The following is a 24,077-nucleotide window of genomic DNA, read 5'->3' as shown; positions in this document are numbered from 1 at the left end:
CCTTCCCTGACGGCCTCTCCCCCGGAAGTGATGACGGCGCTTCACGGTGCTAACGAAGTGCGTGCCAGGTCGCCTCGTCGAAGTCGGCGGGCAGGCCGCCTCCGGTGAGATCCCAGGCCCACATGCCGACGAACGCGCCGGTGAAGCCGAGAGCCCGGATCCGCCCGTCCTCGAATTCTTCCGCGTGCTCGTCGGACAGGACGGTGGCGTCGAGCGGCGGTCCGAGGGGCTGCCAGTCGTCGCCGGTGGCGTAACGGAAACGCAGGACGGCCCCCCGCAGGTCAAGGCCGAGACGCAGGCGGTGGATCTCACCGAGGGATACCTCGCCGGCTTCGTCCACGCTCAGCACGCCGCGGTCGCAGCCCGCCACCCGCAGCACCGCCCGCCCCTCGTCGTCCGCCGTGACGTGCAGGAAGTACCAGTTGCGCGTGTTGTAGTACGCGGTGATCCCGGCCAGGTGCTGGAAGGAGCGCGGCCGGTACTCCACCGTCGCCTCGAAGGCACCGTCCGCGGACGTCACCCGCCGGCCCACCAGACTGGGGCCGGTCAGGCTCTGCGGGGAGCGGCCGCCGTGCAGCCGCAGATGGGACGGACGGGCCGTGAGGGAAACCCAGTCGGGAGCCGCGGGGCGCCGCAGTGTGGACCACTGCGGCCCGAGCACCGGCCGGTCGAAGCCGTCCACCTCACCGGCCTCGGTCCGCGCCACCTCGTTGTCGTCGGCGGGCCGGTCCGGGGCGGGAATCTCCAGGGCGGGCAGGCCGGTGGGGACGCGCGGCCATCCGTCGTCGGTCCAGGCGACGGGCGCCAGCGCGGTCTCACGGCCGAGCACGCACGGCCCCCGGCTGCCCTCGGGCCGCGCGACGAGGTACGCCAGGTACCACAGGCCCTTCCCGGCGTCGACGAGACTGCCGTGCCCGGCCTTCTGCAGAGCCAGGTCCGGATGGTGACGGGCAGTGATCAGAGCTCCGTGCGGGTCGCGTTCGTACGGACCGGTCAGCGTGCGGGAGCGGGCGACGGTGACCTGGTGGTCGTAGCCCGTGCCGCCGTCCGCGGTCAGCAGGTAGTACCAGCCGGCCCGCCGGTAGAGGTTGGGACCCTCGATCCAGCCGGCCTGCGGCGGCAGCGCTATACGCACCGGGTCACCGACCAGGCGGCGCGCGGACCGGTCATAGCGGGTCGCCTCCAGACCGGCCGAGCCGCCGTGCCCCGGACGCCAGTCGTGCACCAGGTTCAGCAGCCAGCTCTCGGGACCGTCGTGGAAGAGGGACGCATCGAAGCCCCGCGCGTGCAGCGGCACGGGATCGGACCAGGGGCCGTGGACCGACGGCGCCGTGGTGAGGTGGTTGGGACAGTCGGTGAAGCCTCCCGCGTAGGTGGAGACGTTGCTGTAGACCAGATGGAACAGGCCGTCCGCGTAGGAGAGGTTCGGCGCCCACACGCCGCCGGAATCCGGGCAGCCGGTGAGATCGAGCAGACGTGTGGTGTCCAGAGCGCCGCCCAACGGCCGCCACCGCACCAGGTCACGAGAGTGGTGCAGCCGTACGCCGGGGTGCCACTCGAACGTCGAGGTCGCCAGGTAGAAGTCGTCACCCACGCGCAGCGCGGACGGATCCGGGTGCGAACCCGGCAGGACCGGATTGTGGATGATCTGGGCAGCTGGTTGCCACATGCGCCTCGTGTGCCTCTCGAACCCTGGATGACCGCACTGTAAAAACATGGACCGTAATGTCGAACACGCTTGCGTGCAACGAGGTGTGGGCAGCAGCTCCGGCTCACCCGCGCGGACGGGGGCGATGAACACCGGCCCGTCCGAAGGAGGACGGTGCTCAGCGGCAGTACTTCGAAACCGCCGAGGGCTCCAGCCCAGGTACTGCTGCGCTCAACCCGTCCAACACGTCCGGCCCCATGACGATCAGCGCATGCCGGGCTTCCTCCGTCGCCCCTGAACAGACGACGGCGGACTCCCGGCCCCAGCCCGTCGGTGCATCAGCGAGGGTGCACTCTCGTCCGTACGAGGTGGTGCACGTCCGCTTGTGCGCCGGCACCGAGGCGGACGCTGACCGCGCGGCAGCTCGCTGGCTGTGCGGGTCAGCGGGTTGCGGCCGGGAGGCGCAGGCGTCCGTCGTGTACTTCGGCGATCCGGTCGACGGCGGTGAGGTGGGTGCGGTCGTGGGTGACCAGGACGGTGGCGGTGGCCTGCTGGTGGGTGAGGCGGGTGATCAACTCGATGACGGCGGTGCCTCGTTCGTGGTCGAGGGCGCTGGTGGGTTCGTCGACCAGAAGGACCGTGGGGTCGTTCATCAGGGCGCGGGCGATGTTGACGCGCTGGCGCTGTCCGCCGGAGAGCTGGTGGGGTCGCCGGTCGGCCTGGCCGGCCAGGCCGACCGCGTCGAGAAGTGCCATCGCCCGGCCCCGGGCGGTGCGGGGCTTACGGCCGTCGATCTGGGCCATGACCTGCAGTTGCTCGGCGGCGGTGAGGGAAGGCAGCAGGTTGGGCTGCTGGAAGACGATGCCGATCTTGTGACGGCGCAATGCGGTCAGCTCACCGCGGCTCAGGCCGGTGGTGGAGGTGCCGTCCACGGTGACAGTGCCGGAGTCCGGGGTGATGAGGGTGGCCGCGACGGCCAGCAGGCTGGACTTGCCCGAGCCGGAGGGGCCGACCACGGCGGTCAGGCTGCCCTTGGGGACCTCCAGGCCGACCCGGTCGAGCGCGGTCAGGCGGTCCTCGCCGTCGGGGTAGGTGAGGGTGATGTCGGTCAGGGTCAGGCTCATCGGACGCTCCCCAGAGCGGTCAGCGGGTCGACGGAGGTGATGCGGCGGATGGACAGGGCGGCTCCGAGGGCGCCGAGGAGGATCATCACGGCGGCCGGGAGCAGGACGGTGGCGGGAGTGAGGAGGAACGGAACGGCCGAGCCGGCCACGAGTGCTCCCAGGGCGGCGGCGATGCCGGTGCCGAGCAGGGTGCCGCCGGCGAGCAGGACGACGGCCTGGCCGAGGGCGTCCTTCAGGAGATCGGCGGTGGAGGCGCCCAGGGCCTTGAGGACGGCGACGTCGCCGCTGCGCTGGACGGTCCACACCGTGAAGAAGGCCCCGATGACGAGGGCGGAGATGGCGAACAGGAAGCCGCGCATCAGCTGCAGGGAGCCGTTCTCGGAGGTGTAGGAGCCGATCGCGGACAGCGAGTCCCCGGTGGGGACCGTCCTTGTGCCGGCCTGGTGGTCGGTGGCGGCCACATCGGCCTCGGAGGTGGTGTTCAGGGCGATGACGGTGGCGGTCGGACCGTCACCGCCGGAGACGGGCGGCGCGGCCTTCCGCCAGACGTCGAGGCTGGTCCAGACGACCGGGACGTGACTGAAGGAGGCATCGCCCTCGATGGCGGCCACCTTCAGCCGCTCCCCGGCCAGGGTGAGAGAGCCGCCGGCCTTCACGCCGAGGTCGTCGGCGGCCGCGGTGGACAGCACCACCGCACTGTCGCTGATCTTGTCGCTGTCCGGGGTGAGACGGGAGCCGGGCTCGATGCCGAAGGCGGAGACTCCGGTGCTCCTGTCTCCGGCGGTGGCCTTGGTCGTCGTGATACCCAGCGGTTCCGCGCTCTCGACACCGGGGGCCTCGGACCACTGCCGCCACTGCGCTTCGGTGACGGTGGAGTCGGAGTACGACGGGTCCTGACCGCCGCCGGGCGCCTGGAAGGCGATCTTGTCGGCGGGCAGTCCCGTGATCGCGGAGGTGTTCTGCCGGCCCAGTCCGGCCGTCAGCCCGGACAGCAGCCCGACCAGCAGGGTGATCAGCACGATGACGGTCCCCATCAGGGCGAAACGCCCCTTGGCGAATTTCAGATCTCTCCAGGCGACGAACACAGCCCCGGCCTGTCCTTTCAGCGGGAAGCGGTACGCCTCCACCGTCGCCGACGGCCCCCTGTGTGCGCGTCCGGCTCAGGACGGCACTTCGCGGGCCGAAAGACGGCACGCGGGTTCTATCTTTCGATGGAGGCCGACGGAGACCAGGCTTCGTAACCTGGGACGCACTGTGAACACCGCTGCTCCTGCCCTGACCCCGACCACCCGGGCCCTGGCCTGGTGCCTGCACCTGCTGATCATCGGCCTGCTCGTCCTGACCGCCGGCCGCGGTCTGGCGGACGGCCGGCCCCATGCCGGACCGATCGTCGCCGCGGCGGCGGCGTGCGGCCTGGTGTACGCCGCCGGGCCGCTCCTGCCCCGCATCCGGGCCTCGCGGCGGGCCGCCGCCTGGTGGCTGGCCGCAGTGGGCGCCGTGTGGCTGGCGCTGCTGGCCCTCACACCCGACGCCGTGTGGGTCGCGTTCCCGCTGTACTTCCTCCAGCTCCACCTGCTGCCCCGCCGCGCCGGTCTGACCGCGGTGATCGCCACCGCCGTGGCGGCCATCGCCGGGTTCGCCGCCCATACCGGCTCCTTCGGCCCGGCCATGGTGATCGGTCCCGTGCTCGGCGCCGCCGTCGCCGTCGCGGTGGTGTGGGGCTACCAGGCCCTGTACCGGGAGAGCGAGCAGCGCAGGCGACTGATCGAGGAGCTCACCGCCACCCGTGCCGACCTGGCCCGGGCCCAGCACAACGCGGGCGTGCTCGCCGAGCGCGAGCGGCTGGCCCGTGAGATCCACGACACCCTCGCCCAGGGCCTGTCCAGCATCCAGTTGCTGCTGCGCGCCGCCGAGCGCGCCTTTCCCGGCCGGCCCGACGCCGCCGCCCGCCACGTCGAGTCGGCCCGTCAGGCCGCCGTGGACAACCTCGCCGAGGCCCGTCGCTTCGTCGCCGCCCTCACCCCGCCCGCTCTGGAGGGCACCACCCTGGCCGGCGCCCTGGAACGCCTGTGCGCCACCACGTCCGCCCGGCACCGGCTCACCGCACGCTTCCACCTCACCGGCGACCCCGTACCGCTTGCGACCGCGCAGGAGGTCGCGCTGCTGCGCATCGCCCAGTCCGCCCTGGCGAACACCGTCCGCCACGCCGGGGCCACCATCGCCGAGGTCACGCTCAGCCACCTCGGTGACCACGTCGCCCTTGACGTCGTCGACGACGGACGCGGCTTCGACCCCGTCCGCCTGCCCGCCCCCGACGCCGAGGCCGGCGGGTTCGGGCTGGGCGCCATGCGCGCCCGTGCCCAAGCCCTCGGAGGCACTCTCACCGTCGGATCCGCCCCCGGCCACGGCACCGCCCTGGCCGCCCGGATGCCCCTCATCCCGCCAGCCGAGACCGAGCCCGAGGCACGCCCGTGACCGACACCCCCATCCGTCTGCTCCTGGCCGACGACCACCCCGTCGTACGGGCCGGACTGCGCGCCGTACTGGAAACCGAACCCGGCCTCCTCGTCGTGGCCGAGGCCGCCACCGCCGAGGACGCCGTCACCCGCGCCGCCGAAGGCGATATCGATGTCGTACTGCTGGACCTGCGGTTCGGCAAGGGAATGGGCGGAGCCGAAGCGACCGCCCGGATCACCGCCCGGCCGGGAGCTCCCCGCGTGCTGATCGTCACCACCTACGACTCCGACGCCGCCACCCTGCCCGCCATCGAGGCCGGCGCCACCGGCTACCTCCTCAAAGACGCCCCGCCCGAGGACCTGGCCGCCGCCGTCCGCACCGCCGCCGCCGGACGCACCACACTGGCGCCCACTGTCGCGGACCGGCTGATGAACCGGCTGCGCACACCGGGCAGCACCTTGACCCGGCGCGAGACCGAAGTGCTCACCCTGGTCGCCGACGGCCTGTCCAACCAGGCCGTCGGCGACCGCCTCCACCTGACCGAAGGCACTGTCAAGTCCCATCTGGCCCGCATCTACGCCAAGCTCGACGTCGACTCGCGCACCGCCGCCGTCGCCACCGCCACCGACCTCGGCCTCATCCGGAGGTGGTAGGAAGCGCGGCAGGTCCGCGCCGCGCACACCGCGCTCGCTGGAACCGACCGACGGGATCACCGCCGAGCCGACCGTGCTGGTGGGCTTCGGCCGGGTCCTCGCGGCCGAAGCCACCCGCACCAAGGTCCGAGGCCCGGTCGACGTCTCCGTCGTCATAACCGGGGCCGCCTCTTCGCGGTGAACTTCCGACGAGTACGGCCAGCGACTGCACCGAGGCATCGGGCGGAGCTGTGAGCAGAGGTCTTCCAGCCGCGCGGAATACCCCCTGGGGTATAGCTGTTAGGGTGGGTGTCAGATACCCCCCGGGGTACATCGTCCGAGAGGAGTGGTGAGCCGTGTTCTTCGTCGACACCCTGGAGTTCGAGGGCCTGGGCAACCGCAGCTACCTGGCCGGCGGACCCGACGCCGCGGTGGTCGTCGACCCGCCGCGCGACATCGACCAGGTCATCGCCGCAGCGGCCCGCCGCGGGGTGCGCATCGCTCTCGTGGCCGAGACCCATGTGCACAACGACTACGTCACCGGCGGCCTGGAGCTGGCCCGCGTCACCGGCGCCCGGTACCTGGTGCCGGCCGGGGCTCGTGTGTCCTTCCCCCGTACCCCCGTCGCCGACGGCGACACCGTGACGGTGGACGAGGGCCTGGCGCTGCGCGCGATCGCCACTCCCGGGCACACGCCCCACCACACCTCCTACGCCCTCACCGAGGACGGGCGCGGTGTGGCGGCGTTCACCGGCGGGTCGCTGCTGATCGGCACGGTGGGCCGTCCGGACCTGGTCGAGCCGCGGCTGACCGAGGAGCTGGCCCGCGCCCAGCACGCCTCCGCCCACCGGCTGGCCGACGAGCTGGACGACGAGGTGCCGGTGCTGCCCACCCACGGCTTCGGCAGCTTCTGCTCCTCCTCACAGGCCGAGGGGGACGCGACCACGATCGGCCAGGAGCGCGAGACGAACGACGCGCTGAACCTGGACGTGGACACCTTCGTCGCACAGATGCTGGCCGGGCTGGACGACGTACCCGCCTACTACGCGCACATGGGCCCGGCCAACGCCGCGGGTCCCGCGCCGGTCGACCTCACCCCGCCGAGGCGTGCGGACGCCGAGGAGATCGCCTCCCGGCTGGCCGCCGGTGACTGGGTGGTGGACCTGCGCAGCCGCGTGGCGTTCGCCGAGGGGCACGTGGCCGGGTCGTTCAACTTCGAGGGTGAGGGCAAACTCGCCACCTACCTGGCCTGGCTGATCCCGTGGGGCAAGCCCGTCACCCTGCTCGCCGACACCCCGCGGCAGATCGCCGACGCGCAACGGGAACTCGCGCGGGTGGGCATCGACCGCCCGGCCGCCGCCGCCACCGGCGACCCGGCCGCCTGGGTCCGCGCCGGCCAACAGCTCGCCTCGTTCCCCCGCGCCCGCTTCGCCGACCTCGCCGACGTCCGCGAGCGCGGCGACGACGTGGTCGTCCTGGACGTACGCCGGGACTCGGAGCGCGCAGGCGGCCACATCGACGGCTCGGTCCACATCCCCGTCCACGAGCTGCACGGCCGCCTCGGCGAGGTGCCGCCCGGGACGGTGTGGGTGCACTGTGCCGGCGGGATGCGCGCGGCGATCGCCGCCTCCCTGCTGGATGCCGCCGGCCGCGACGTGGTCGCCGTCGACGACGGCTTCGACGCCGCCACCGAGGCGGGGCTGCCCCTCTCCCGCCCCGACGGCACCGGCTGACACGCCCTTCCGCACCACCTGCACGAAAGTGATCGAACGATGTTCTCGCTTCTTGGCCGCGGTCCCGGCCGCCTCACCCCCCAGCAGGCCCATCAGCGGACCAGTGACGGCGAGGCCGTCCTGCTGGACGTCCGCGAAACACCGGAGTGGAACGCGGGGCACGCGCCCGGCGCGCTGCACCTGCCGCTCTCCCGCCTGATGGCCGGGGCATCGCTCCCGGAAGCCACGCGGGGCAAGCCGGTGGTCACGGTCTGCCGCTCCGGTCACCGTTCCCGGCAGGCAGCCAGGCTGTTGGCCGGACGCGGCGCCGAGGCCACCGACGTCACCGGTGGCATGACCGCGTGGGCGCGTGCGGGCCTGCCGGTCACCGGTGGCCGGGGCGGCAGCGACGGTGTCATGACGTGAGTACGCTGATCCTGGCCCTGATCGCCGGGGCCGTGGTCGGACTCGCGCTCGGCGTGCTCGGCGGGGGCGGCAGCGTCCTGGCGGTACCCGCACTGGTCTACCTGCTCGGCTTCACCCCGGCCGCCGCCACCACCGCCGCCCTGATCATCGTCACCGCCACCTCGCTCACCGCCCTGTACGCCCATGCACGCACCGGCGACGTCCGCTGGAAAGCCGGCGCCCTCTTCGCCGCGGCCGGACTCCTGCCCGCCGCCGCGTCCGGAGCCGCCGCGTCCCGCCTGCCCCAGTCCGTGCTGACCGTCGCGTTCGCCGCCGTCGCCGCACTCGCCGCTGTCAGAATGCTGCGCCCCGGCCACGCCGACACCGGCTCGGCAGCCGGCGGAGCAAGGGCCGCCAAGGCAGCCGGCACCGGCGCCGGGCTGGGCGCGCTGACCGGACTGCTCGGGGTCGGTGGAGGCTTCCTCGCCGTCCCGGCCCTGGTCACGGTGCTGGCGTTCGAGATGCAGGCTGCCGTCGGCACCAGTCTGCTGGTCATCTCGGCGAACTCGCTGGCCTCCCTGGCCACCCGCGGCGCCACCACCGTCGGCATCGACTGGACGGTGATCGGCCCCTTCACCGGGGCGGCGATCCTGGGTGCCTGGGACGGCAAGCGCCTGGCCGTCAAGGTCACCGGCACGCTCCTGCAGCGCGCCTTCGCCGTCGTGCTGCTGGCCGTGGCCGCCCTCATGCTGATCGACGCCCTCACCTGACGGGTCAGGCGGCGATCCGGTACTGCGGCACCACGGCTCAGGCCAGGGAAAGGAACAGTTTTTCCAGCCGGGCACGCATCTGCTCCCGGTCACCGGAAGCGGCCATGTCCGCATCGGTCAGGCAGTGCTGCAGACCGGTGGCGATGATCGCGAAACCCGCCTTGTCGAGAGCCCGGGACGCCGCCGCGAGCTGCGTGACCACGTCCTCGCAGTCCCGCCCCTCCTCGATCATCTTGATCACACCGGCGATCTGGCCCTGCGCCCGGCGCAGCCGGTTGACCACCGTCTTCAGTTCCTCAGCCGCCATCGCCAGTTCCACGACCCACACTCCTTCGAGATACCCCCATGGGTACCTTACCGAAGGGGTAACTCCAACCGAGCAAAGGAAAATCCCCCGTGATACCCACCGCCCTCACCGCCGACCAGGTCAACGCCCGCCTGCACGAGCTGACCGTCATCGACGTGCGCACCACCGGTGAATACGCCTCCGGCCACCTGCCCGGCGCCCACAACGTCCCCCTCGACCGCCTCGACACCGCCCTGCCCGCCCTGAAGACCGCTGCCGGTCGCGGCGGTCTCCTCGTGGTGTGTGCCTCCGGCGCCCGCTCCGCGACCGCCTGCCGGCGTCTGGCCGATCAGGGCATCACCGCCGCCACCCTCATCGGGGGCACCACCGCCTGGACGCAGCTCGGTCACGACATCCACCGCCCCGCCGGCACCCGTTCCCCTTGGGCCATGGACCGCCAGGTCCGCCTCGTCGCCGGATCCCTCGTCCTGACCGGCCTGATCGCCGGACAGCGCTGGAGTGCGGCGCGCCGGCTGTCCGCGGGCGTCGCCGGCGGCCTGGTCTTCTCCGCCTTGACCAACACCTGCGGCATGGCCAGGATCCTCGCCAAGCTCCCCCACAATCGGCCCAAGGCAGCCGACCTGGACGCCACCCTCGCCGCCCTGACCGGCGGACAGAAGCCCGTGGCAGAACCCGTGCGCCGGGCATGACGGAAGTCGCTTCGTCCGGTCACAGACCGGCGATGTCCCCGGCCCTCCTGGACACGGAGTCGAGCGCGTCCACCACGGCGTTGTGCCGCCTCGCGCGCGCCGCCCGGTCCGCCGGCACCAGCCGCGCGGCGGCCCGCACGGCGTAGGCGTCCGGGTCGCCGAAGGCAGTACGCGGGTGCTCTCCCGTCTCCGCGCAGTGCGCCGTGACATCCTTGACCGCCTGGAGCACGACCGCCCGGTCCACGCCCGGCTGTACGGCCAGCCGGACCTGGAAACGCGCCATCCACTTCTCGCGGTCCTTCTCCCTCGCCGCGTCCGTCGTCCGGTCCTTCTTCGCCACGTACTCTCCTGGGTGATCGGCAGCCGCCCGTCAGGGAGTTGGACGCCGCGGCATCGAAGTGGGTTGCGTGGACGACGTACGGACTCCGTCCCACCCTGCTGCGCACTCCGGGCGAACGGCTGCTTCGCGGCAAGGGTGCGGGGTCGGCGGTCGGTGCCGGGTCGGCCGAGGACTGGATCGCCCTCGACGCCGACGTCTGGTCGGGCACCGTCAGCGCGGTGAGGGGCTGGGGTTCTCACCGCCGGATCCGGATCGGCTTCCACTGGTTCGGCAAGCGGGAGATCGCTGACTGGGACCGGGCCCCGTACTGGCAGGAGACCGGCCCCGGCCCCGGCGCTCCTTCCTGGAGCCTGCCGCCCACCGAGTCCGAGGTCGCTCTGTGTCTCGGTCATGCGGACGCCCGTGTCCGCGCGGAATCCGGAGCTCTGCCCTCCTCCGTGCTGCCACTCGTCCTGATCCGGTGCGCGGACACCGACGAGCGGGTACGGGGCCCGGCGGACCCGTCGGCCGTCGTCCGCGCAGCGGTGTGCCGGGAACTCCGGGCGGCGGGCGACGACCCCCGCGCGCACTACCGGGCGTTGTGCGCCGCCCCGGCTGCCCTCGCACCGGCGGCCCTCGCACCGGCGGCACTCGTCGGGCCGGCCGAGCAGCGGTGCCCCGAGGACGCCGCCCTGCTGCTCCCCCCTCACCCGTCACCCGCGGGCCGCGGTCCGGGCCCGGGCGCTGTCCGCGCTGCGGATGCTCGGCGCTCTTGCCGACGACGCGCTGCCGCCGTTCGCCGACGACCCCGATCCCGGTGTGTGTGCGGGTTCTGGGCCAAGGGATGTCCCGTAACCGCTGGCCACGGAGTCGGCCGGATGTGGAAACCGCGTAGCTGCCGAGTTCGTGGTGCCGGTATCGTCCGGTTTCCCGGTCCGTCGTACCAGCGGCCTACGTGCAGAGAGTGATGGGCATGACCAGTCGGCAAGCAACGACGACCCTGTGGCGCCCCACCGGTCCCGAGGAGCTGGATCTGGTCCGGGAGCTGGACTGGCGTGCGTGGCCGTCCCGGCTGCCCGAGCAGCCGATCTTCTACCCGGTCCTCAACGAGGACTACGCGGTCAGGATCGCGCGGGACTGGAACGTGAAGCACGACGGCGCCGGCTTCGTCACTCGTTTTGAGGTCGAGTCGGAGTTCTTGACCCGGTATCCCGTCCAGCAGGCGGGTGGGCGGACGATTCTCGAACTCTGGGTCCCGGCCGAGGAACTGGACGACTTCAACGCCCACATCGTCGGCAGGATCCAGGTGGTGCACGAGTTCCGCTGAGGCGGAAAGGCTTGCGGACAGGGTACGTCGGCCCGGCGCGGTGATCCCGGCGTCGGCGCCGTCCTCACCGCAGCGCGCTCTTCTGCCGCCAGGCGGTCCACGGCACGTTCCACGCACCGAAGCCGTTGCCCGGGTCGACCACGCCCTTGGTCTCCTCGCCCCTGATCTCGAACGGGTCGCCCGGCCGTACCTGCCCGTAGAACCAGGCCGCGTCCGCGTCGCTCATGCCGATGCAGCCCGAACTGCGGTTGGCGTTGCCGAAGTAGGGGGCGTTCCACGGGGCGGCGTGCGCGTACATGCCCGACCAGGTCAGCCGCATCGAGTAGTCGACCATCTTGTCGTAGGCGTCGCCGAGGCCGACCGTCTCGGAGTTCATGTTGATCGTGCCCTCCTTGGCCATGAGCACGGCCGTTCCGCGCCAGGAGCGCTTGTCGCCGCCGGGCGTGCCGCCGGAGACCGGGATGCTCCGGACGGTCTCGCCGTCGCGTACCAGTGTGAGCCGGTGGCGGTCGAGGTCGACCTCGACGATCTGCCGGGTGCCGACGGTGAAGGTCGTCGTGTAGTCGCGTACGAACCAGCCGCCGTCGGGGCCCGAGTCGGTGCCGTTCAGTTCTGCGTTCAGCGTCACCTTCGTCCCGGGCTTCCAGTACGACTTCGGACGCCAGTCGACCCTGTCCCTGCCCGACCAGTCGCGTATCCAGCCCCAGGAGCCCTCGGTGCCGTCCGAGGTGGTGACCTCGAGATGCTTCTCGACCTCGGCCCGGTTTTCGACCGGGTTGTCGAAGACCAGGGAGATCGGCTGGGCCACGCCGACGGTGGTGCCGGTGCCCGGACGCCAGTCGACCTTGTTGACCTTGTCCGCCTCGGCCGTGGTGAAGGAGGTCCTCGTGGTCGCGGCGGTGCCGCCCCCGGTGCGGGTCACGGCGGCGACGGTGTACGCCGTGCCGGGCACGGCCTTGCGGTCCGACGTCCATTCTCCGCCGTCGGCCGCGACCTTGCCGGGCAGCCGGCGGCCCTCGGCGTCGGTGACGGTCACCGAGGTGAGACGGCCGTGGGAGGCGGTGACCGTCACCGGCCGGCCCGGCGCGGCCTGCCGCCCCTCGGGGGTGACGGTGACCGTGACGGGCCGGTCGTCGGGCTTCCCGGTCCGCGGCGTGTCCGAGGCGGCCGGCGGCGAACCCGGCGAGCAGGCGGCGAGCGGCGCCAGCAGGGCCGCCGCGACGGCGGCCCGTATCGGGGCGTGGGCGAACACACGTGTGCGGTGCAAGGGGACCTCCGTGACGGACGACTCCGCGGTGACGAGCGGACGATCGTGACTTCAGAACCAGGAAAAGGCCAGGTCAGCCGCTACGGGGCATTGTGACGGCGGTTGGTGAGGAACGGTCATGGTCCCGTCACATTCGCCGCGTGGAGCGGTCACGGGCCGCTGTGAGCATCGTCGGCGTCCCTGCGACAAGCCGGGGAGAAGGTGAGGAACGGACCGTGTCAGCACTGCTCGTACCGCCCGGCCGCGTCCCCCGGGCGGGGAAGGGACCCGTGTTCCTCGGGCCCGTCACGCCCGAGGCCTACCGCGGCTTCCTGGCGTCACCCGCCGGCCGGGCCCTCGGCCCCGGCTTCCTGCAGTGCCCCTCCTGGGCCGACGTCAAGGAGGGCTGGCGGGCCCGGCTGCTCGGCTGGGGCACGGATCCCGGATCGGGGGCGCTGAGCGGCGTGGCACTGGTGCTGCTGCGTCAGTTCCCGGGCACTCGCAGGTACTTCGCCTACCTTCCCGAGGGACCCGTGGCCGACTGGGCGGACCCCGACATCGACGTCTGGCTCACGCCGCTGCTCGACCATCTGCGCGGCGCGGGCGCGTTCGCCGTGCGCATGGGCCCCTCGCCCGCGTACCGGAGCTGGGACGCCTCCGTACTGAAGCCGCTCGCCGGACCGGGCCGCCGGCTGGGCGACGTGCTCGCCAGCGAGGTCGACCCGCTCGGCACCGCCGTCGCCGAGCGGCTGCGCACCCGGGGGTGGCGCCGCTGCGGCGGTGACGGGACCGCGGACGACGGGGACGCCCAGCCCCGCCACGTCTTCCGGGTACGGCTCGCCGGACGCACCACCGAGGACCTGTGGTCCGGGCTCAACCAGGAGTGGCGGCGCAACGTCCGGCGCGCCCGGAAGGAGGGCGTGGAGGTGGTCGTGGGCAGCGCCGCCGAACTCCCCGAGTTCTACCGGCTGCTGGGCATCACCGAGCAGCGCGACGGCTTCCGGCTCGGCCGCTCCCTCGCCTACTACGAACGTCAGTACGCGGCGCTCAACGCCGAGGAACCGGGCCGGATGAAGTTGTACCTCGCCCGTCACCGCGGTGAGATCCTCGCCGCCCACACGATGATCACGGTGGGCCGCCGGGTCTGGTACCAGACCGGGGCGTCGGCCGGCCACCGCCGTGAGGTACGGCCCTCCAACGCCCTGCAGTGGCGGATGCTGCAGGACGCCCACGCCCTCGGCGCTGACGTCTACGACATGCGCGGGGTACCCTCCACTCTCGACCCTGCCGAACGTGCGTACGGACTGCTGCGGTGGAAGCTCGGTACCGGCGGGCAGGTCGTCGAGACGTTGGGGGAATGGGAGAGACCGTTGGGCGGCACCGCCAACCAGACGCTGTACCGCGCCTTCCAGGCGTACCTGAACCGCCGGTGAGCGCCACGACTCCGACCGGTACGGACGGCGCCGCCCCCCGGCCGGACAGCGGGCGGTCCGGCGACGGCGGCACCGGCGCGAAGGCGGTCTCCACGGCGCGCGGCAGTGCCGTCATGGCCGCCGGGTCGATCGTCTCCCGGGGCACCGGTTTCGCCCGCTCCGCCGTGGTCGCGGCGGCGCTCGGCACCATCGGACCGACCGCCGACGGCTACGCGGTCGGCAACTCCCTGCCCACCATCGTCTACATGCTGCTCCTCGGCGGCGCGCTCAACGCCGTCTTCGTCCCCGAACTGGTCAAGGCGGCCAAGGAACACGAGGACGGCGGCGTCGCGTACACCGACCGGCTCGTCACCGTCTGCGTGGCCGGCCTGCTGACGATCACCGCGACCGCGGTGTGGGCCGCTCCCGCGATCGTCGACGCGTACACCGACTACAGCGGCCGGCAGGCCGCCATGACGACCGCGTTCGCCCGTTACTGCCTGCCGCAGATCTTCTTCCTCGGACTGTTCACCCTGCTCGGGCAAGTCCTCAACGCACGCGGCCGGTTCGGCGCGATGATGTGGGCGCCGGTTCTCAACAACCTGGTCGTCATGGCCGTGTTCGGCCTGTACCTGGCCTTCGCCACGGGCGGGGACACCCTCACCCCGGCCGAGACCGCCCTGCTCGGCTGGGGCACCACCGCCGGCATCGCCGTCCAGGCCCTCGCCCTCCTCCCCGCGCTGCGCGCGGCGGGGTTCCGCTGGCGGCCCCGCTTCGACTGGCGCGGCAGCGGGCTGACCCGCCCGTTGCGGTCGGCCTTCTGGCTGGTGCTGCTGGTGCTGGCCAACCAGGCCGCCTACTGGGTCACCACCCGGCTGGCCACGACCGCGGGCCTCGACGGCGGCCCCGGGTACAGCGCGTACAACAACGCCTACGTCCTGTGGGTCGTACCGCACGGCATCATCACCGTCTCCCTGGTCACCGCGCTGATGCCCCGGATGAGCGCGTCCGCCGCCGACGGGGACACCGCCGCCCTGCGGCGCGACGTCTCCCAGGCCCTGCGCACCTCCGCGTCCGCCGTCGTACCCGCCGCGTGCGTGCTGCTCGCCCTCGCCCGGCCGGTGATGGATCTCGTCTTCGGATACGGCAGGACCAGCGCCGACGACACCGCGGCCATGGCCGCGATCCTGATGGCCTTCGCACCCGGACTCGTCGCCATGTCGGGTCAGTACGTGCTGTCCCGCACCTTCTACTCGCTCTCCGACACCCGTACGCCGTTCCTGCTCAACCTGGTGATCGTCGCCCTCAACGCGGGACTGTCCGTGGCGGCCGCCCAACTGCTGCCCGCCCGCTGGGCCGTGACCGGCATGGCGGCGGCGTACTCGGTGGCGCTGTGCGCGGGCTGGGCGGTGACCGCCCGGGTGCTGAGCCGCCGTCTCGCCGTCGCCCGTCCGCTGCGCTCGACCGCCGCGGGAACGCACGCGCGGCTCGTCCTCGCCGCCGTACCCGCCACCGTACTGGGCCACCTGGCCGCACTGGGCGCCGCACGGGCGGGAGCTCTCGCCGCCGCAACCGCCGGGGCCGCCGTCATCGTGCTCTCCTTCGCCCTGCTCGCCCGTCCGCTGCGGCTCACCGAACTCGACGCCCTGCTCTCCGGCGCACGCCGGAGAGTGACCCGGACCTGACCACCACCGAGGGAGAACTGCTCATGCCCCGCGTGCTCCTCGTCGAGGACGACCCTTCCGTACGCGAAGGGGTCGAACTCGGTCTGCGCCGCCGTGGACACGAGGTACGGGTGGCCGCGACCGGCGAGGCCGGCCTCGCCGCGCTGGCCGAGTTCCGGCCCGATCTGATGCTGCTGGACCTGATGCTGCCCGGCATGAACGGGGTGCAGGTCTGCCGGCGGGTCCGCGAGCGGAGCCAGTTGCCGATCATCATGCTCACCGCGCGGGGCGACGACTTCGACGTGGTGATCGGCCTGGAGGCCGGTGCCGACGACTACATCGTCAAGCCCGCCCGAACCGAGGTGATCGAGGCCCGGATCTGCGCCGTGCTGCGCCGGATCGACAACACCGGCCAGGGCCGGACGGCCGTCGAGGTCTACGGCGAACTGGCCATCGACCGGGCCGCGCTGAGCGTCACCAAATCCGGCAGACACCTCGCGCTGGCCCCCTCCGAGCTCAAGCTGCTGCTCCATCTGTCCGCCGCCCCCGAGCAGGTGTTCAGCAGACAGCAGCTGCTGGAACACGTGTGGGAGCACAGCTTCCACGCCGACGCACGACTGGTCGACGCCTGCGTCGCACGGCTGCGCGGCAAGATCGAGGACGAGGCGGGCAGCCCCCGCTACATCCAGACGCTGCGGGGCTTCGGCTACCGCTTCGGACCGCTGTGACCTCCGGCCCCGGCCCGGCGCGGCGGCTCCTGCGCGGCCTCTCCGGCGCCGGCGGCCGGCGCCGCGGAACCGACGACGGCACGCCTGACGACGGCGGCGCGCCCGGCGACGCTCCCGCGGGGCGGGCCCGGGCCAGGGCGTTCGGACTGCGCACCCGGCTGGTGTTCGCCTTCCTGCTGGTCGCCGCCGTCAGCGCGGGCACCACGTCCGCGCTGACCTACCGCGAGGCCCGCAACGCCCTGCTGAAGACCGCCCAGGACACCGCGGTCTCCTCGTTCCGTGACCAGGTCCAACAGACCGGCTGGACCCTGCCCGTACGGGGGGAGGGACTGGAGGAGGTCCTGCGTGACATCGCCCGCAAGGGGAAGCCGCGCCCCTGGGTGGTGTTCGCGGAGTACGGCTCGGTCCGCGCCTCCTCCGGCGAGAACCCCGTCTCCACCGTCATCACCCCCGAACTGCGCCGCGCCGCACGCGCCCACCCCAGCGGCAGCTTCGAGCGGGTCGTGAAGGACGGCGTGCCCTACCTGACCATCGCCATGCCCACCGTCCTCAGGACCGGCCCCGAGGGCGTGCTGCCCAGCGGGCTCGTCCTCTACGCCGTCATGCGGATGACCGACGAGCAGGTCAACGTCGACGCACTCCTCGTGGCCGCCCGGGACGGCGCCCTGCCCGGCCTCGTCATCGCGCTGATCCCCGGCCTGATCGCCGCGCGCAGCGTGCTGCGGCCGGTGCGGGAACTGCGCCAGGCCGCCCAGAGCATGGGCAGCGGCCGGCTCGACACACGGATCACGGTGCGCGGCAGCGACGAACTGGCCGACCTCGCCCGCACCTTCAACGACTCCGCCGGCAAACTCGAACGCTCCGTACGCGAGCTGCGCGAGGCCGAGGCACGCGCCCGCCGCTTCGCCTCCGACGTCTCCCACGAACTGCGCACACCGCTCACCGGAATGCTCGCCGTCACCGAGGTCCTCGACGAGGACGCCGGCCGGCTGGACCCCGACACCGCCCGCGCGGTCCGGCTGGTCAGCACCGAGACCGGGAAGCTCGCCGTGCTCGTCGAGGACCTGATGGAGATCTCCCGCTTCGACGCCCGCGCCGCCGAACTCAACACCGACGAGGTCGACGTCGCGGAGACCATCCGCAAGACGCTGCAGAACCGGCACTGGACCGACGGCCGCGTCCGCACCGAGCTGCCCTCCGGCATCCGCGCCCGGCTCGACCCGCGCCGCTTCGACATCGTGATCGCCAACCTCGTCGGCAACGCCCTGCGGCACGGCGGCGCGCCCGTCACGGTGAGCCTGCGCGGTGAGGCGCGCTCCTCCGGCCCGCCCGTACTGATCGCCCAGGTCACCGACAGCGGGCCCGGCATCCGGCCCGACGTGCTGCCGCACATCTTCGACCGGTTCTACAAGGCCGACGCGGCACGCACCCGGTCGGCGGGCAGCGGCCTGGGGCTGGCGATCACCCAGGAGAACGTGCGGCTGCACGGCGGGACCGTCCGCGCGGGGAACCTTCCCGGAGGCGGTGCCGTCTTCACCGTCGAGATACCGCTCCGTCCGGAAGAGGCCGGCGGATGAGGCGTGCGCGGATGTGCCGGCGTGCCGGCGCGGTCGCCGTCGCGTCGGGGGTGCTGCTGCTCGGCGGCTGCGGCATCCAGGAGACCGACGTGATCGAGGCGGGCGGTCCCGCCTCCGTCCAGGCGTTCGTCGACCGCGACTACGACATGCTGCTCTTCTTCCACTCCCGCGACGGCGGGATCAGTCCGGTGGTCCGGTCCACCGGGTCCACGTTCGAGTACGGTCCCGAAGGCGGCCCGGTCGACGGCCAGGACCCCACCGGCGCGGACGCCGTACCCGTACCGACGGAGAAGGTGGTCCTCGCGCTGCTCAGCGGTCCCGACGAACAGGACCGCGCGGCAGGGCTCAGCACGTCCCTTCCCCCCGCCCCACGGGCCGCGACGCTCCGGGTGGAGGTCCCGCCCGGCGGCGAGGAGGTCATGGCCGACCTGCCCATCGCGCTGGACGGGCTGGGCCGGACCGCGCTGCGCCAGCTGATCTGCACGATCGCCTACAGCCACGGCGCCGACGGCCGGGCCACCGTGCGGCTCACGGGAAGGGACGGCGTGTCGGCCTCGGGGACCTGCGGCCTCGACCCGGCGTCGGGACAGCGGTCTTGACGAGCCGCGCCCCGGCTCGAGCCCGCCGTACGCGCGGACCGCGGCCGCTCACCGCTGGCGGGAGAACGAGGTCTCGCCTCCGGGTTCCGGCGGGGCGCCGGGCGTGGTCGGTCCCGTCGTCCCCGAGGACGCCGGGGTGCGCGCTGCGGTGTCCCGGTGCGTGGTCGTGTCGTCCGGGCCGTCGAGGCCGGACCGGGAGAGAGCCGCCTCGGTACGGCTGCGGACCTCGCTCCCGGCCGCCGCGGCTTCGACGGTGAGATGCATCGCTATTGACCTGCTCGAATTCGCTGTGCTTGTCTCGGCGTGAGGGCCTGGGGAGGCACACCGAGGGCACGGGTGGCGTGCAGGGGCGGATCGAGGGGGCGTGAGGTGTCTCGGGGCTTGGGGGGACGCAGCGGGAACGCTGACGAAGCGGCCGCGTCGCACCTGTGTGCGTCTCGGCCGGGCCTGCCCCGGCAGCGGGTGCCATGTGGCCGGTGCTCCTTGTACGACGGCCTCGTGGCCGTGTCCCGGCCGGTCCCCGGCGATCCCCGTACGTCCGCCGGGCGAACCCCCTGACGTCCGTCCCGCTGCGGCGCGGTCAGCCGGTGGCGCGGAGCACGGCAGTGGTCGGACTGCCGGGACGATGCCCCGCACCGGAGCCGGCGGATGACGCGCGGGTCGACGCCGAACTCGCCGGAACCCGGGCCGCGTTCTTTCCGTCTTGCTCCGACGGACCGCCCTTTGTGAGGGGAAAGCGACTCCGGCCGGAAGGTAACGCGCGGAACCCGTCCTGACATGACCAACCTCTAGCAAAGCAGCCAAAAAGTGACACACATACCACCGCAGAACTTTTCGCGAACGGACCGGAGAGCCGCGCTCTCCCTATGGCGTCGGCCGCGGACGGCCCTCTGGACCGCGGCGGGTGCCGTGACCCTCGGGTTCCTCGTCGCGCTGGAGTTCGCCGCGCGTCACTACGGCCTGGCGGGGCCGATCACCAACCAGGTGCGGGAGGTGGTGTACGCCCCCAAGTCGGGCGGCCTGCTGTACGCCGCCATGGCGTTGATGATGGTGGTCCTCACTTGGCGGGAACGGTTCGTCGCGGTGGGTACGGCGATCGGTATCGACGTCGCCTTCCTGGTGGTCCGGTGGGCGGTCGACGCGGACACGGCCGGCGGCCACCCCTTCGGCAACGGCGCCCTCTGGGTGATCCTGGGCTGTGCGGTCATCGCCGTCACCCGCCGCACCGGCCGGGAACGGGTCCTGCTCCTGAAAGGCGTCGGGCTGGCCCTGCTGCTGATGGCCGGCCGCAAGACCGGTGACACCTGGCTGCTCATCACCTCGAAGACCCGCCTGACGGTGCTCGACCAGTACGTGGCCACCGCCGATCACGCGCTGGGCAACCCGTCGTGGCTGGCGGGCCGCATCGTGACGGCCACCGGCCCCGTCGGCTTCAACTTCCTCGACTTCGTCTACGGCAATCTCGCGGTGGCCGCGGTCATCGCCGCTCTGTACCAACTGCGCCACGTGGCGGTCGAGCGCCGCTTCCCGCGCCACCACCTGGTGCGCACGTTCCTGGTGATCGGTCTCGTCGGGCCGGCCTTCTACATGATCTTCCCGGTGGTCGGACCGATCTTCGCCTACGGCACGGGCGCCGAGCACTGGTCGGCGGTCAGCCTGTGGGCACCGGACATGCCGCCCAGCGAACCCTGGGCCGTGGCCGATCTGTGGCCGCGGACGCTGCCGCCGGCCGACACCCCGCACCCCATGCCGTTCGACGGGATCACCCCGCGGAACTGCATGCCCAGCCTGCACACGGCGTGGGCCACCGCGATCTTCATCCATTCCCGGAAGGGCCCCCGCGTCCTGCGGTTCGCAGGAACGTTCTGGCTGGTCGCCACGCTCGCCGCGACGCTGGGATTCGGCTACCACTACGGCGCGGACCTCATCGCCGGCGTGGTGTTCACGCTCACGATCGAGGCAGCCCTGCGCACGTTCGACCAGGGCTGGGACCGGTCGGGGATCCGGCTGGTCGCCTACGGCGTCACGGTCTTCGCCGCGCTTCTGCTGTCCTACCGGTTCCTGCCGCTGGCGATGGCCGAGTATCCCTGGGTGTCCGGACCGCTGCTCGTGCTGGCCATGGTCTCGGTGGTCTACGGCTATGTACGGACCACCGCACGGTGGGAGCCGAGGACCGCACCGGCGCGGCAACCGGAACCCCAACCCGAACTGATCTGAGGCGTGCCGCACCGGCTGTCGGCTGCGCCCTGCCCGGTACGAGGCACGTACGGATCCCGCTGTCCCGGGCAGGGGCGCCCCGCCGCCCCGGTCGCGGGAGCCGTGTGGCATCCCCGGCCCCGGCTCCACCGGGCGGGCGCGGGGCGTCAGGCGGGCAGTTCGCGCAGGGCCTGTTCGGTCAGGGCCGCCGCGCCGGTCAGGCCGAGGGCGGTCTGCAGGCGGTGGGCGGCCGTGTAGTGCTCCCGGGCCGCGGCGAGGCGGCCGGCGCCGGCCTCCAGGGCCGCCAGTTCACCGTGCGCCGCGGCCTGGCGGGGGCGGTCGCCGATCCTGGTGAGCAGGGCCAGAACGTCCCGCAGGCCGGCCGCGGCCCGCTCCGGGTCGCCCTCGGCCAGGGCGACCCGGGCCAGGCCGGCCGAGGACTCCGCCTCACCGGCGGGGTTGTTGACCGCCCGGTGCAGGACGAGAGCGTCCCCGAAGTACGCGACGGCCTCCCCGTTCCGGCCCTGCTCGCACGCGATGCCGCCGAGTGCGTTGAGCGCGAAGGCCTGCCCGAAGCGGTTCCCGGCCCGCCGGTGAAGGGTGACCGCTTCCCGGAAGTGTCCGGTCGCCTCGTCGAGTCCACCCGCCGCCCGGGCGACGTGGCCGAGGCCGCGCAGCGCGTAGGCGAGGCCGATGCCGTCGTCGGCCCGCCGCTGGAGCTCCACCGCCTCCCGGAACCCCTCCCGCGCCCGGCCGTGCTCGCCGCGGGCGCGCGCGACATGGGCCAGGCCGGTCAGCGCGTAGCCCTGCCCCGCCGGGTCGTCCGCCGCCCGCGCGCACCGCAGGGCCTCCTCGAAGCGTCCCGTCGCGGCCGTGTAGTCGCCGCGCGCCCGGGCGACCTCCCCCAGCCCCCGCAGCGCGTCGGCCTCCCCCGCCGGGTCCCCGGCCAGGCGAAGCAGCAGCGCCGCCTCCTCGAACCCGGCGACCGCCTCGTCGTGGCGGCGCCGGTCCCGCGCGATGTCGGCGAGGGCCGTACGGGCCCGGCCCTGCCCCGCCTTGTCCCCGGCCCGCTCGGCGGCCGCCAGGACGTCCGCGTACAGCGCGGCCGCCTGCTCCTCGCGGCCGTCCACGTACAGAAGCCGCGCGGTCCGCAGGGCCAGGCTCCCTCCCTGCTCCCACCCCTCGCCCAGCGCGGCCCGGGCCGCTCCGCACAACTCGTCGAAGGCGGCGTGGCTCCACATCCGCGCGTGGTCCGGGTTGTCGAACGGACCGGTGCCCGAGGCCGGGACCGCCGCCCCGTACAGCAGGGTGTGCGCTGTTCCGGTGACGCTGTCCAGGTGCCGGTAGAGGCTGCGCCGGCCCTGCTCGACGGCCTCGCGGGGGTCCTGAGTGGCGACGAGTCCCCGCGCGTACGCCACGAACAGGTCGTGGAAGACGTACCGGCGCTGCGGCAGCGAGGTCAGCATGCTGCGCTGCAGCAGCCGGACCAGCCGTACGGTGGCGAGTTCCGCGGGCATCCCGGCCAGCGCCGCTATCGAGGCGGCGTCGAAGTCCGGCCCCGGGTGCCAGACGCAGGTGCGCAGCATGGCCTGCAGGTCCGCGCTCAGGGCCTCGTACGAGACCGCGAACGCGGCGGCCGCCTCCCGGTCGGCGTCGTCGAGCTGTTCCAGAGGCCGGGTCGCGGACCGCATGACCGCGAGCAGGCCGACCGGGTCCATGTCGGTCAGCAGGGCGCCGACGGGACGCAGGGCCAGCGGCAGCCGGCCGCACAGCCGGGCGAGTTCGTACAGCACTTCCCGCTCGCCGGACCCACCGGTCCCGTCTGCCGGTGGCCGGCCCGCGATCCGCAGCAGCAGTTCCACGGCCTCGTCCGGCGGCAGCAGGGAGACCTCCTCGCGGACCACCGTGTCCAGCGCCGCGAGCCGGTGCCGGCTCGTGACCAGCACCAGGCAGCGGCCGACGCTCGCCGGGCCCGGCAGCAGGGGCTCGACCTGCGCGGCCTCGCGGGCGTTGTCGAGGAGGAGCAGGACCTTTCTGTCCGCCAGCCAGGCCCGCCAGAGCTGAGCCTTGCCCGCCGTGCCGGTGGGGATGTCGGAGCCGTCGAAGCCGGCCAGCCGCAGCAGTTCCGCCAGGACCTCGCCCGGCTCACGTGGCGTGCTGCCGGGGGTGAACCCGAACAGGTCCACCTCGAACCGGGCGTCCGGGAAGGCCCCGGCCAGCCGGTCCGCGAGGGCGCGGGCCAGCGCGGACTTGCCGACGCCTCCCGTGCCGTGCAGCAGCGCGACGGCGGGGGAACGCCGCTCGGTCAGGGCCGCCTCGCAGACGGCGGCCAGGTCCGTGAGCAGCCCGGCGTGGCCGACCAGGACCGACGGGGGCGGCACCAGCGTGTTCAGCTCGATCCCCGGCCGTTCGGCGGCGGGGGCGCCGTAGAAGTGGTTGTGCTGGACGCCCTGTCCGATGACGGCCTGCTGTGCCCGGCCGCTCGCACTCGCGTCCATGCCGACCGTCACGGGGGCGCCGGGGGCCTCGCCGGCCGGTGCCGCGCCCTGTGCGTCCGCCGGCGGCCGGTCGTCCGTACCGGCCGTCACCGGGGTGCCTGGAACGTGTTGTGCTGCTCGCCCTGGCCCTGCACCGCCTGCCGCGCGTGACCGGAAGCGGTCGCGTGCACGGTGACCCGCCCGGCGGCCACGCCTCCGGACGGCGTCTGCTCCCGGACGAACTCCACCAGGTCGCGGAGCTGTTCCGCCTGCTGCGGGGCGTCCTCCAGCAGATCCGCGAACCGCGTCCGCCAGGCCTCGGCCTGGCGGACCTCGGCCTGCTCCCTGTCGTCGTCGCCGGCCGCCGTCAGCTCCTCGCGGGCGCGCTCCAGGCGGGCTTCCTGCCGGGCCTCCTCCTGTGGATCGCCGCGGCCCAGCAGCCGGGCCGCCCGCTCGCGGCACTCCTGCCACGTGTCCGTGGCCATGGCCTGGACCAGTGCGCCGCCCCCGGCGGCGGCCAACGCGCTGAGCGCTTCCAGGAGCATGGTGGTCCTCTCGTCCGCGGTGGGGGTCAAGTATGACCGACCGCCAACTCCTGGCCGTCGTCCGGGAGCTGCTGAGGTGACGGACCGGCACCCGCACCGGACGGGACCGGAAAAAAGGTGCCGGCGCGCTTCGGCCAGGACGTGCCGGCGGGCGAAGGCGCGGCGCACGGTGAGGACGACCGCGCTGCCGCAGGGAACCAGGTGAACCGCGCCGCCATCCTCCCCTAGGAGTCCACGGGAGGG

General features: G+C 73.2%; 22 protein-coding genes. 13 read left to right on the top strand and 9 right to left on the bottom strand.

Features of this window, described 5'->3' with window-relative positions; genetic code table 11:
- Positions 1-49: 49 nt before the first annotated feature.
- From AMK33_RS26870 to AMK33_RS26860, 3 genes are all read right to left on the bottom strand, one after another.
- Complete coding sequence (locus AMK33_RS26870; protein WP_201263089.1) at positions 50-1,669, bottom strand: family 43 glycosylhydrolase; 1,620 nt, start codon at positions 1,667-1,669, stop codon at positions 50-52.
- Positions 1,670-2,088: 419 nt separating this feature from the next.
- Positions 2,089-2,772: an ABC transporter ATP-binding protein gene (locus AMK33_RS26865; RefSeq protein ID WP_073935535.1), complete on the bottom strand. Its 684-nt coding sequence runs from the start codon at positions 2,770-2,772 to the stop codon at positions 2,089-2,091.
- Positions 2,769-3,857 (bottom strand): ABC transporter permease, encoded by a 1,089-nt coding sequence (locus AMK33_RS26860; RefSeq protein WP_073935534.1) that lies wholly within the window; start codon positions 3,855-3,857, stop codon positions 2,769-2,771. The genes AMK33_RS26865 and AMK33_RS26860 overlap by 4 nt, the downstream gene beginning before the upstream one ends.
- 169 nt (positions 3,858-4,026) lie before the next feature.
- Between AMK33_RS26860 and AMK33_RS26855 the strand changes: the two genes are divergently transcribed.
- From AMK33_RS26855 to AMK33_RS26835, 5 genes are all read left to right on the top strand, one after another.
- Positions 4,027-5,247, top strand: a complete 1,221-nt coding sequence (locus AMK33_RS26855; RefSeq protein WP_073935533.1) for a sensor histidine kinase — start codon at positions 4,027-4,029, stop codon at positions 5,245-5,247.
- A complete protein-coding gene (locus AMK33_RS26850; protein ID WP_073935532.1) occupies positions 5,244-5,882 on the top strand; it encodes a response regulator in 639 nt (212 codons plus the stop codon). The genes AMK33_RS26855 and AMK33_RS26850 overlap by 4 nt, the downstream gene beginning before the upstream one ends.
- 335 nt (positions 5,883-6,217) lie before the next feature.
- The gene (locus AMK33_RS26845) at positions 6,218-7,594 is read left to right on the top strand and encodes an MBL fold metallo-hydrolase (protein WP_073935531.1); all 1,377 of its coding nucleotides are present in this window, start codon (positions 6,218-6,220) and stop codon (positions 7,592-7,594) included.
- A 39-nt stretch (positions 7,595-7,633) separates the two neighbouring features.
- Positions 7,634-7,999 (top strand): rhodanese-like domain-containing protein, encoded by a 366-nt coding sequence (locus AMK33_RS26840; protein WP_073935530.1) that lies wholly within the window; start codon positions 7,634-7,636, stop codon positions 7,997-7,999.
- Positions 7,996-8,748 (top strand): sulfite exporter TauE/SafE family protein, encoded by a 753-nt coding sequence (locus tag AMK33_RS26835; protein WP_073935529.1) that lies wholly within the window; start codon positions 7,996-7,998, stop codon positions 8,746-8,748. The genes AMK33_RS26840 and AMK33_RS26835 overlap by 4 nt, the downstream gene beginning before the upstream one ends.
- A gap of 37 nt (positions 8,749-8,785) precedes the next feature.
- Here AMK33_RS26835 and AMK33_RS26830 read toward each other — a convergent pair whose 3' ends face one another.
- The gene (locus tag AMK33_RS26830; RefSeq protein WP_018845516.1) at positions 8,786-9,067 is read right to left on the bottom strand and encodes a metal-sensitive transcriptional regulator; all 282 of its coding nucleotides are present in this window, start codon (positions 9,065-9,067) and stop codon (positions 8,786-8,788) included.
- Positions 9,068-9,144: 77 nt separating this feature from the next.
- On the opposite strand from AMK33_RS26830, the gene AMK33_RS26825 reads away from it, so the two are divergent.
- Positions 9,145-9,744: a rhodanese-like domain-containing protein gene (locus AMK33_RS26825; protein WP_073935528.1), complete on the top strand. Its 600-nt coding sequence runs from the start codon at positions 9,145-9,147 to the stop codon at positions 9,742-9,744.
- Positions 9,745-9,763: 19 nt separating this feature from the next.
- On the opposite strand, the gene AMK33_RS26820 is transcribed toward AMK33_RS26825, so the two are convergent.
- Positions 9,764-10,084, bottom strand: coding sequence for a hypothetical protein (locus tag AMK33_RS26820; protein ID WP_073935527.1), 321 nt, complete (start codon positions 10,082-10,084; stop codon positions 9,764-9,766).
- Positions 10,085-11,036: 952 nt separating this feature from the next.
- On the opposite strand from AMK33_RS26820, the gene AMK33_RS26815 reads away from it, so the two are divergent.
- Complete coding sequence (locus AMK33_RS26815; RefSeq protein ID WP_073935526.1) at positions 11,037-11,390, top strand: hypothetical protein; 354 nt, start codon at positions 11,037-11,039, stop codon at positions 11,388-11,390.
- 64 nt (positions 11,391-11,454) lie between these two features.
- Here the strand turns inward: AMK33_RS26815 and AMK33_RS26810 are convergent, their stop codons facing one another.
- On the bottom strand, positions 11,455-12,657 hold the full coding sequence (locus AMK33_RS26810; protein ID WP_073935525.1) for a L,D-transpeptidase: 1,203 nt from the start codon (positions 12,655-12,657) through the stop codon (positions 11,455-11,457).
- Between the two features lie 215 nt (positions 12,658-12,872).
- On the opposite strand from AMK33_RS26810, the gene AMK33_RS26805 reads away from it, so the two are divergent.
- Genes AMK33_RS26805 through AMK33_RS26785 form a run of 5 tightly spaced genes read left to right on the top strand, consistent with a single transcriptional unit; the run spans position 12,873 to position 18,616 of the window.
- A complete protein-coding gene (locus tag AMK33_RS26805; RefSeq protein WP_073935524.1) occupies positions 12,873-14,069 on the top strand; it encodes a lipid II:glycine glycyltransferase FemX in 1,197 nt (398 codons plus the stop codon).
- Positions 13,994-15,733 (top strand): murein biosynthesis integral membrane protein MurJ, encoded by a 1,740-nt coding sequence (gene murJ, locus AMK33_RS26800; protein WP_383615897.1) that lies wholly within the window; start codon positions 13,994-13,996, stop codon positions 15,731-15,733. The genes AMK33_RS26805 and murJ overlap by 76 nt, the downstream gene beginning before the upstream one ends.
- 23 nt (positions 15,734-15,756) lie before the next feature.
- Positions 15,757-16,440, top strand: a complete 684-nt coding sequence (locus AMK33_RS26795; RefSeq protein WP_073935523.1) for a response regulator transcription factor — start codon at positions 15,757-15,759, stop codon at positions 16,438-16,440.
- Complete coding sequence (locus AMK33_RS26790) at positions 16,437-18,017, top strand: ATP-binding protein (RefSeq protein WP_443030930.1); 1,581 nt, start codon at positions 16,437-16,439, stop codon at positions 18,015-18,017. The genes AMK33_RS26795 and AMK33_RS26790 overlap by 4 nt, the downstream gene beginning before the upstream one ends.
- The gene (locus tag AMK33_RS26785; RefSeq protein ID WP_073935522.1) at positions 18,014-18,616 is read left to right on the top strand and encodes a hypothetical protein; all 603 of its coding nucleotides are present in this window, start codon (positions 18,014-18,016) and stop codon (positions 18,614-18,616) included. The genes AMK33_RS26790 and AMK33_RS26785 overlap by 4 nt, the downstream gene beginning before the upstream one ends.
- Positions 18,617-18,664: 48 nt before the next feature.
- On the opposite strand, the gene AMK33_RS26780 is transcribed toward AMK33_RS26785, so the two are convergent.
- Positions 18,665-18,880, bottom strand: coding sequence for a hypothetical protein (locus tag AMK33_RS26780; protein ID WP_073935521.1), 216 nt, complete (start codon positions 18,878-18,880; stop codon positions 18,665-18,667).
- A 645-nt stretch (positions 18,881-19,525) separates the two neighbouring features.
- Between AMK33_RS26780 and AMK33_RS26775 the strand changes: the two genes are divergently transcribed.
- Entirely contained in the window at positions 19,526-20,833 is a 1,308-nt protein-coding gene (locus AMK33_RS26775; RefSeq protein WP_073935520.1) for a DUF5933 domain-containing protein, read from the top strand.
- A 146-nt stretch (positions 20,834-20,979) separates the two neighbouring features.
- On the opposite strand, the gene AMK33_RS44765 is transcribed toward AMK33_RS26775, so the two are convergent.
- Both AMK33_RS44765 and AMK33_RS26765 read right to left on the bottom strand, forming a co-directional pair.
- The gene (locus tag AMK33_RS44765; protein WP_073935519.1) at positions 20,980-23,400 is read right to left on the bottom strand and encodes an ATP-binding protein; all 2,421 of its coding nucleotides are present in this window, start codon (positions 23,398-23,400) and stop codon (positions 20,980-20,982) included.
- The gene (locus AMK33_RS26765) at positions 23,397-23,834 is read right to left on the bottom strand and encodes a hypothetical protein (protein WP_073935587.1); all 438 of its coding nucleotides are present in this window, start codon (positions 23,832-23,834) and stop codon (positions 23,397-23,399) included. The genes AMK33_RS44765 and AMK33_RS26765 overlap by 4 nt, the downstream gene beginning before the upstream one ends.
- Positions 23,835-24,077: the final 243 nt, after the last annotated feature.

The sequence above is a fragment of the Streptomyces sp. CB02400 genome, from assembly GCF_001905725.1.
Taxonomy (GTDB): Bacteria; Actinomycetota; Actinomycetes; order Streptomycetales; family Streptomycetaceae; genus Streptomyces; species Streptomyces atrovirens.
This window is presented reverse-complemented; position numbering and strand designations above follow the sequence as displayed.

What these genes read in the sequence shown, in the direction of transcription:
- AMK33_RS26785 (WP_073935522.1), top strand. Translation starts at nt 18,014, where the DNA reads ATGAGGCGTGCGCGGATGTGCCGGCGTGCCGGCGCGGTCGCCGTCGCG.
- AMK33_RS26765 (WP_073935587.1), bottom strand. Translation starts at nt 23,834, where the DNA reads ATGCTCCTGGAAGCGCTCAGCGCGTTGGCCGCCGCCGGGGGCGGCGCA.
- AMK33_RS26865 (WP_073935535.1), bottom strand. Translation starts at nt 2,772, where the DNA reads ATGAGCCTGACCCTGACCGACATCACCCTCACCTACCCCGACGGCGAG.
- AMK33_RS26870 (WP_201263089.1), bottom strand. Translation starts at nt 1,669, where the DNA reads ATGTGGCAACCAGCTGCCCAGATCATCCACAATCCGGTCCTGCCGGGT.
- AMK33_RS26840 (WP_073935530.1), top strand. Translation starts at nt 7,634, where the DNA reads ATGTTCTCGCTTCTTGGCCGCGGTCCCGGCCGCCTCACCCCCCAGCAG.
- AMK33_RS26795 (WP_073935523.1), top strand. Translation starts at nt 15,757, where the DNA reads ATGCCCCGCGTGCTCCTCGTCGAGGACGACCCTTCCGTACGCGAAGGG.
- AMK33_RS26815 (WP_073935526.1), top strand. Translation starts at nt 11,037, where the DNA reads ATGACCAGTCGGCAAGCAACGACGACCCTGTGGCGCCCCACCGGTCCC.
- murJ (WP_383615897.1), top strand. Translation starts at nt 13,994, where the DNA reads ATGGGAGAGACCGTTGGGCGGCACCGCCAACCAGACGCTGTACCGCGC.
- AMK33_RS26780 (WP_073935521.1), bottom strand. Translation starts at nt 18,880, where the DNA reads ATGCATCTCACCGTCGAAGCCGCGGCGGCCGGGAGCGAGGTCCGCAGC.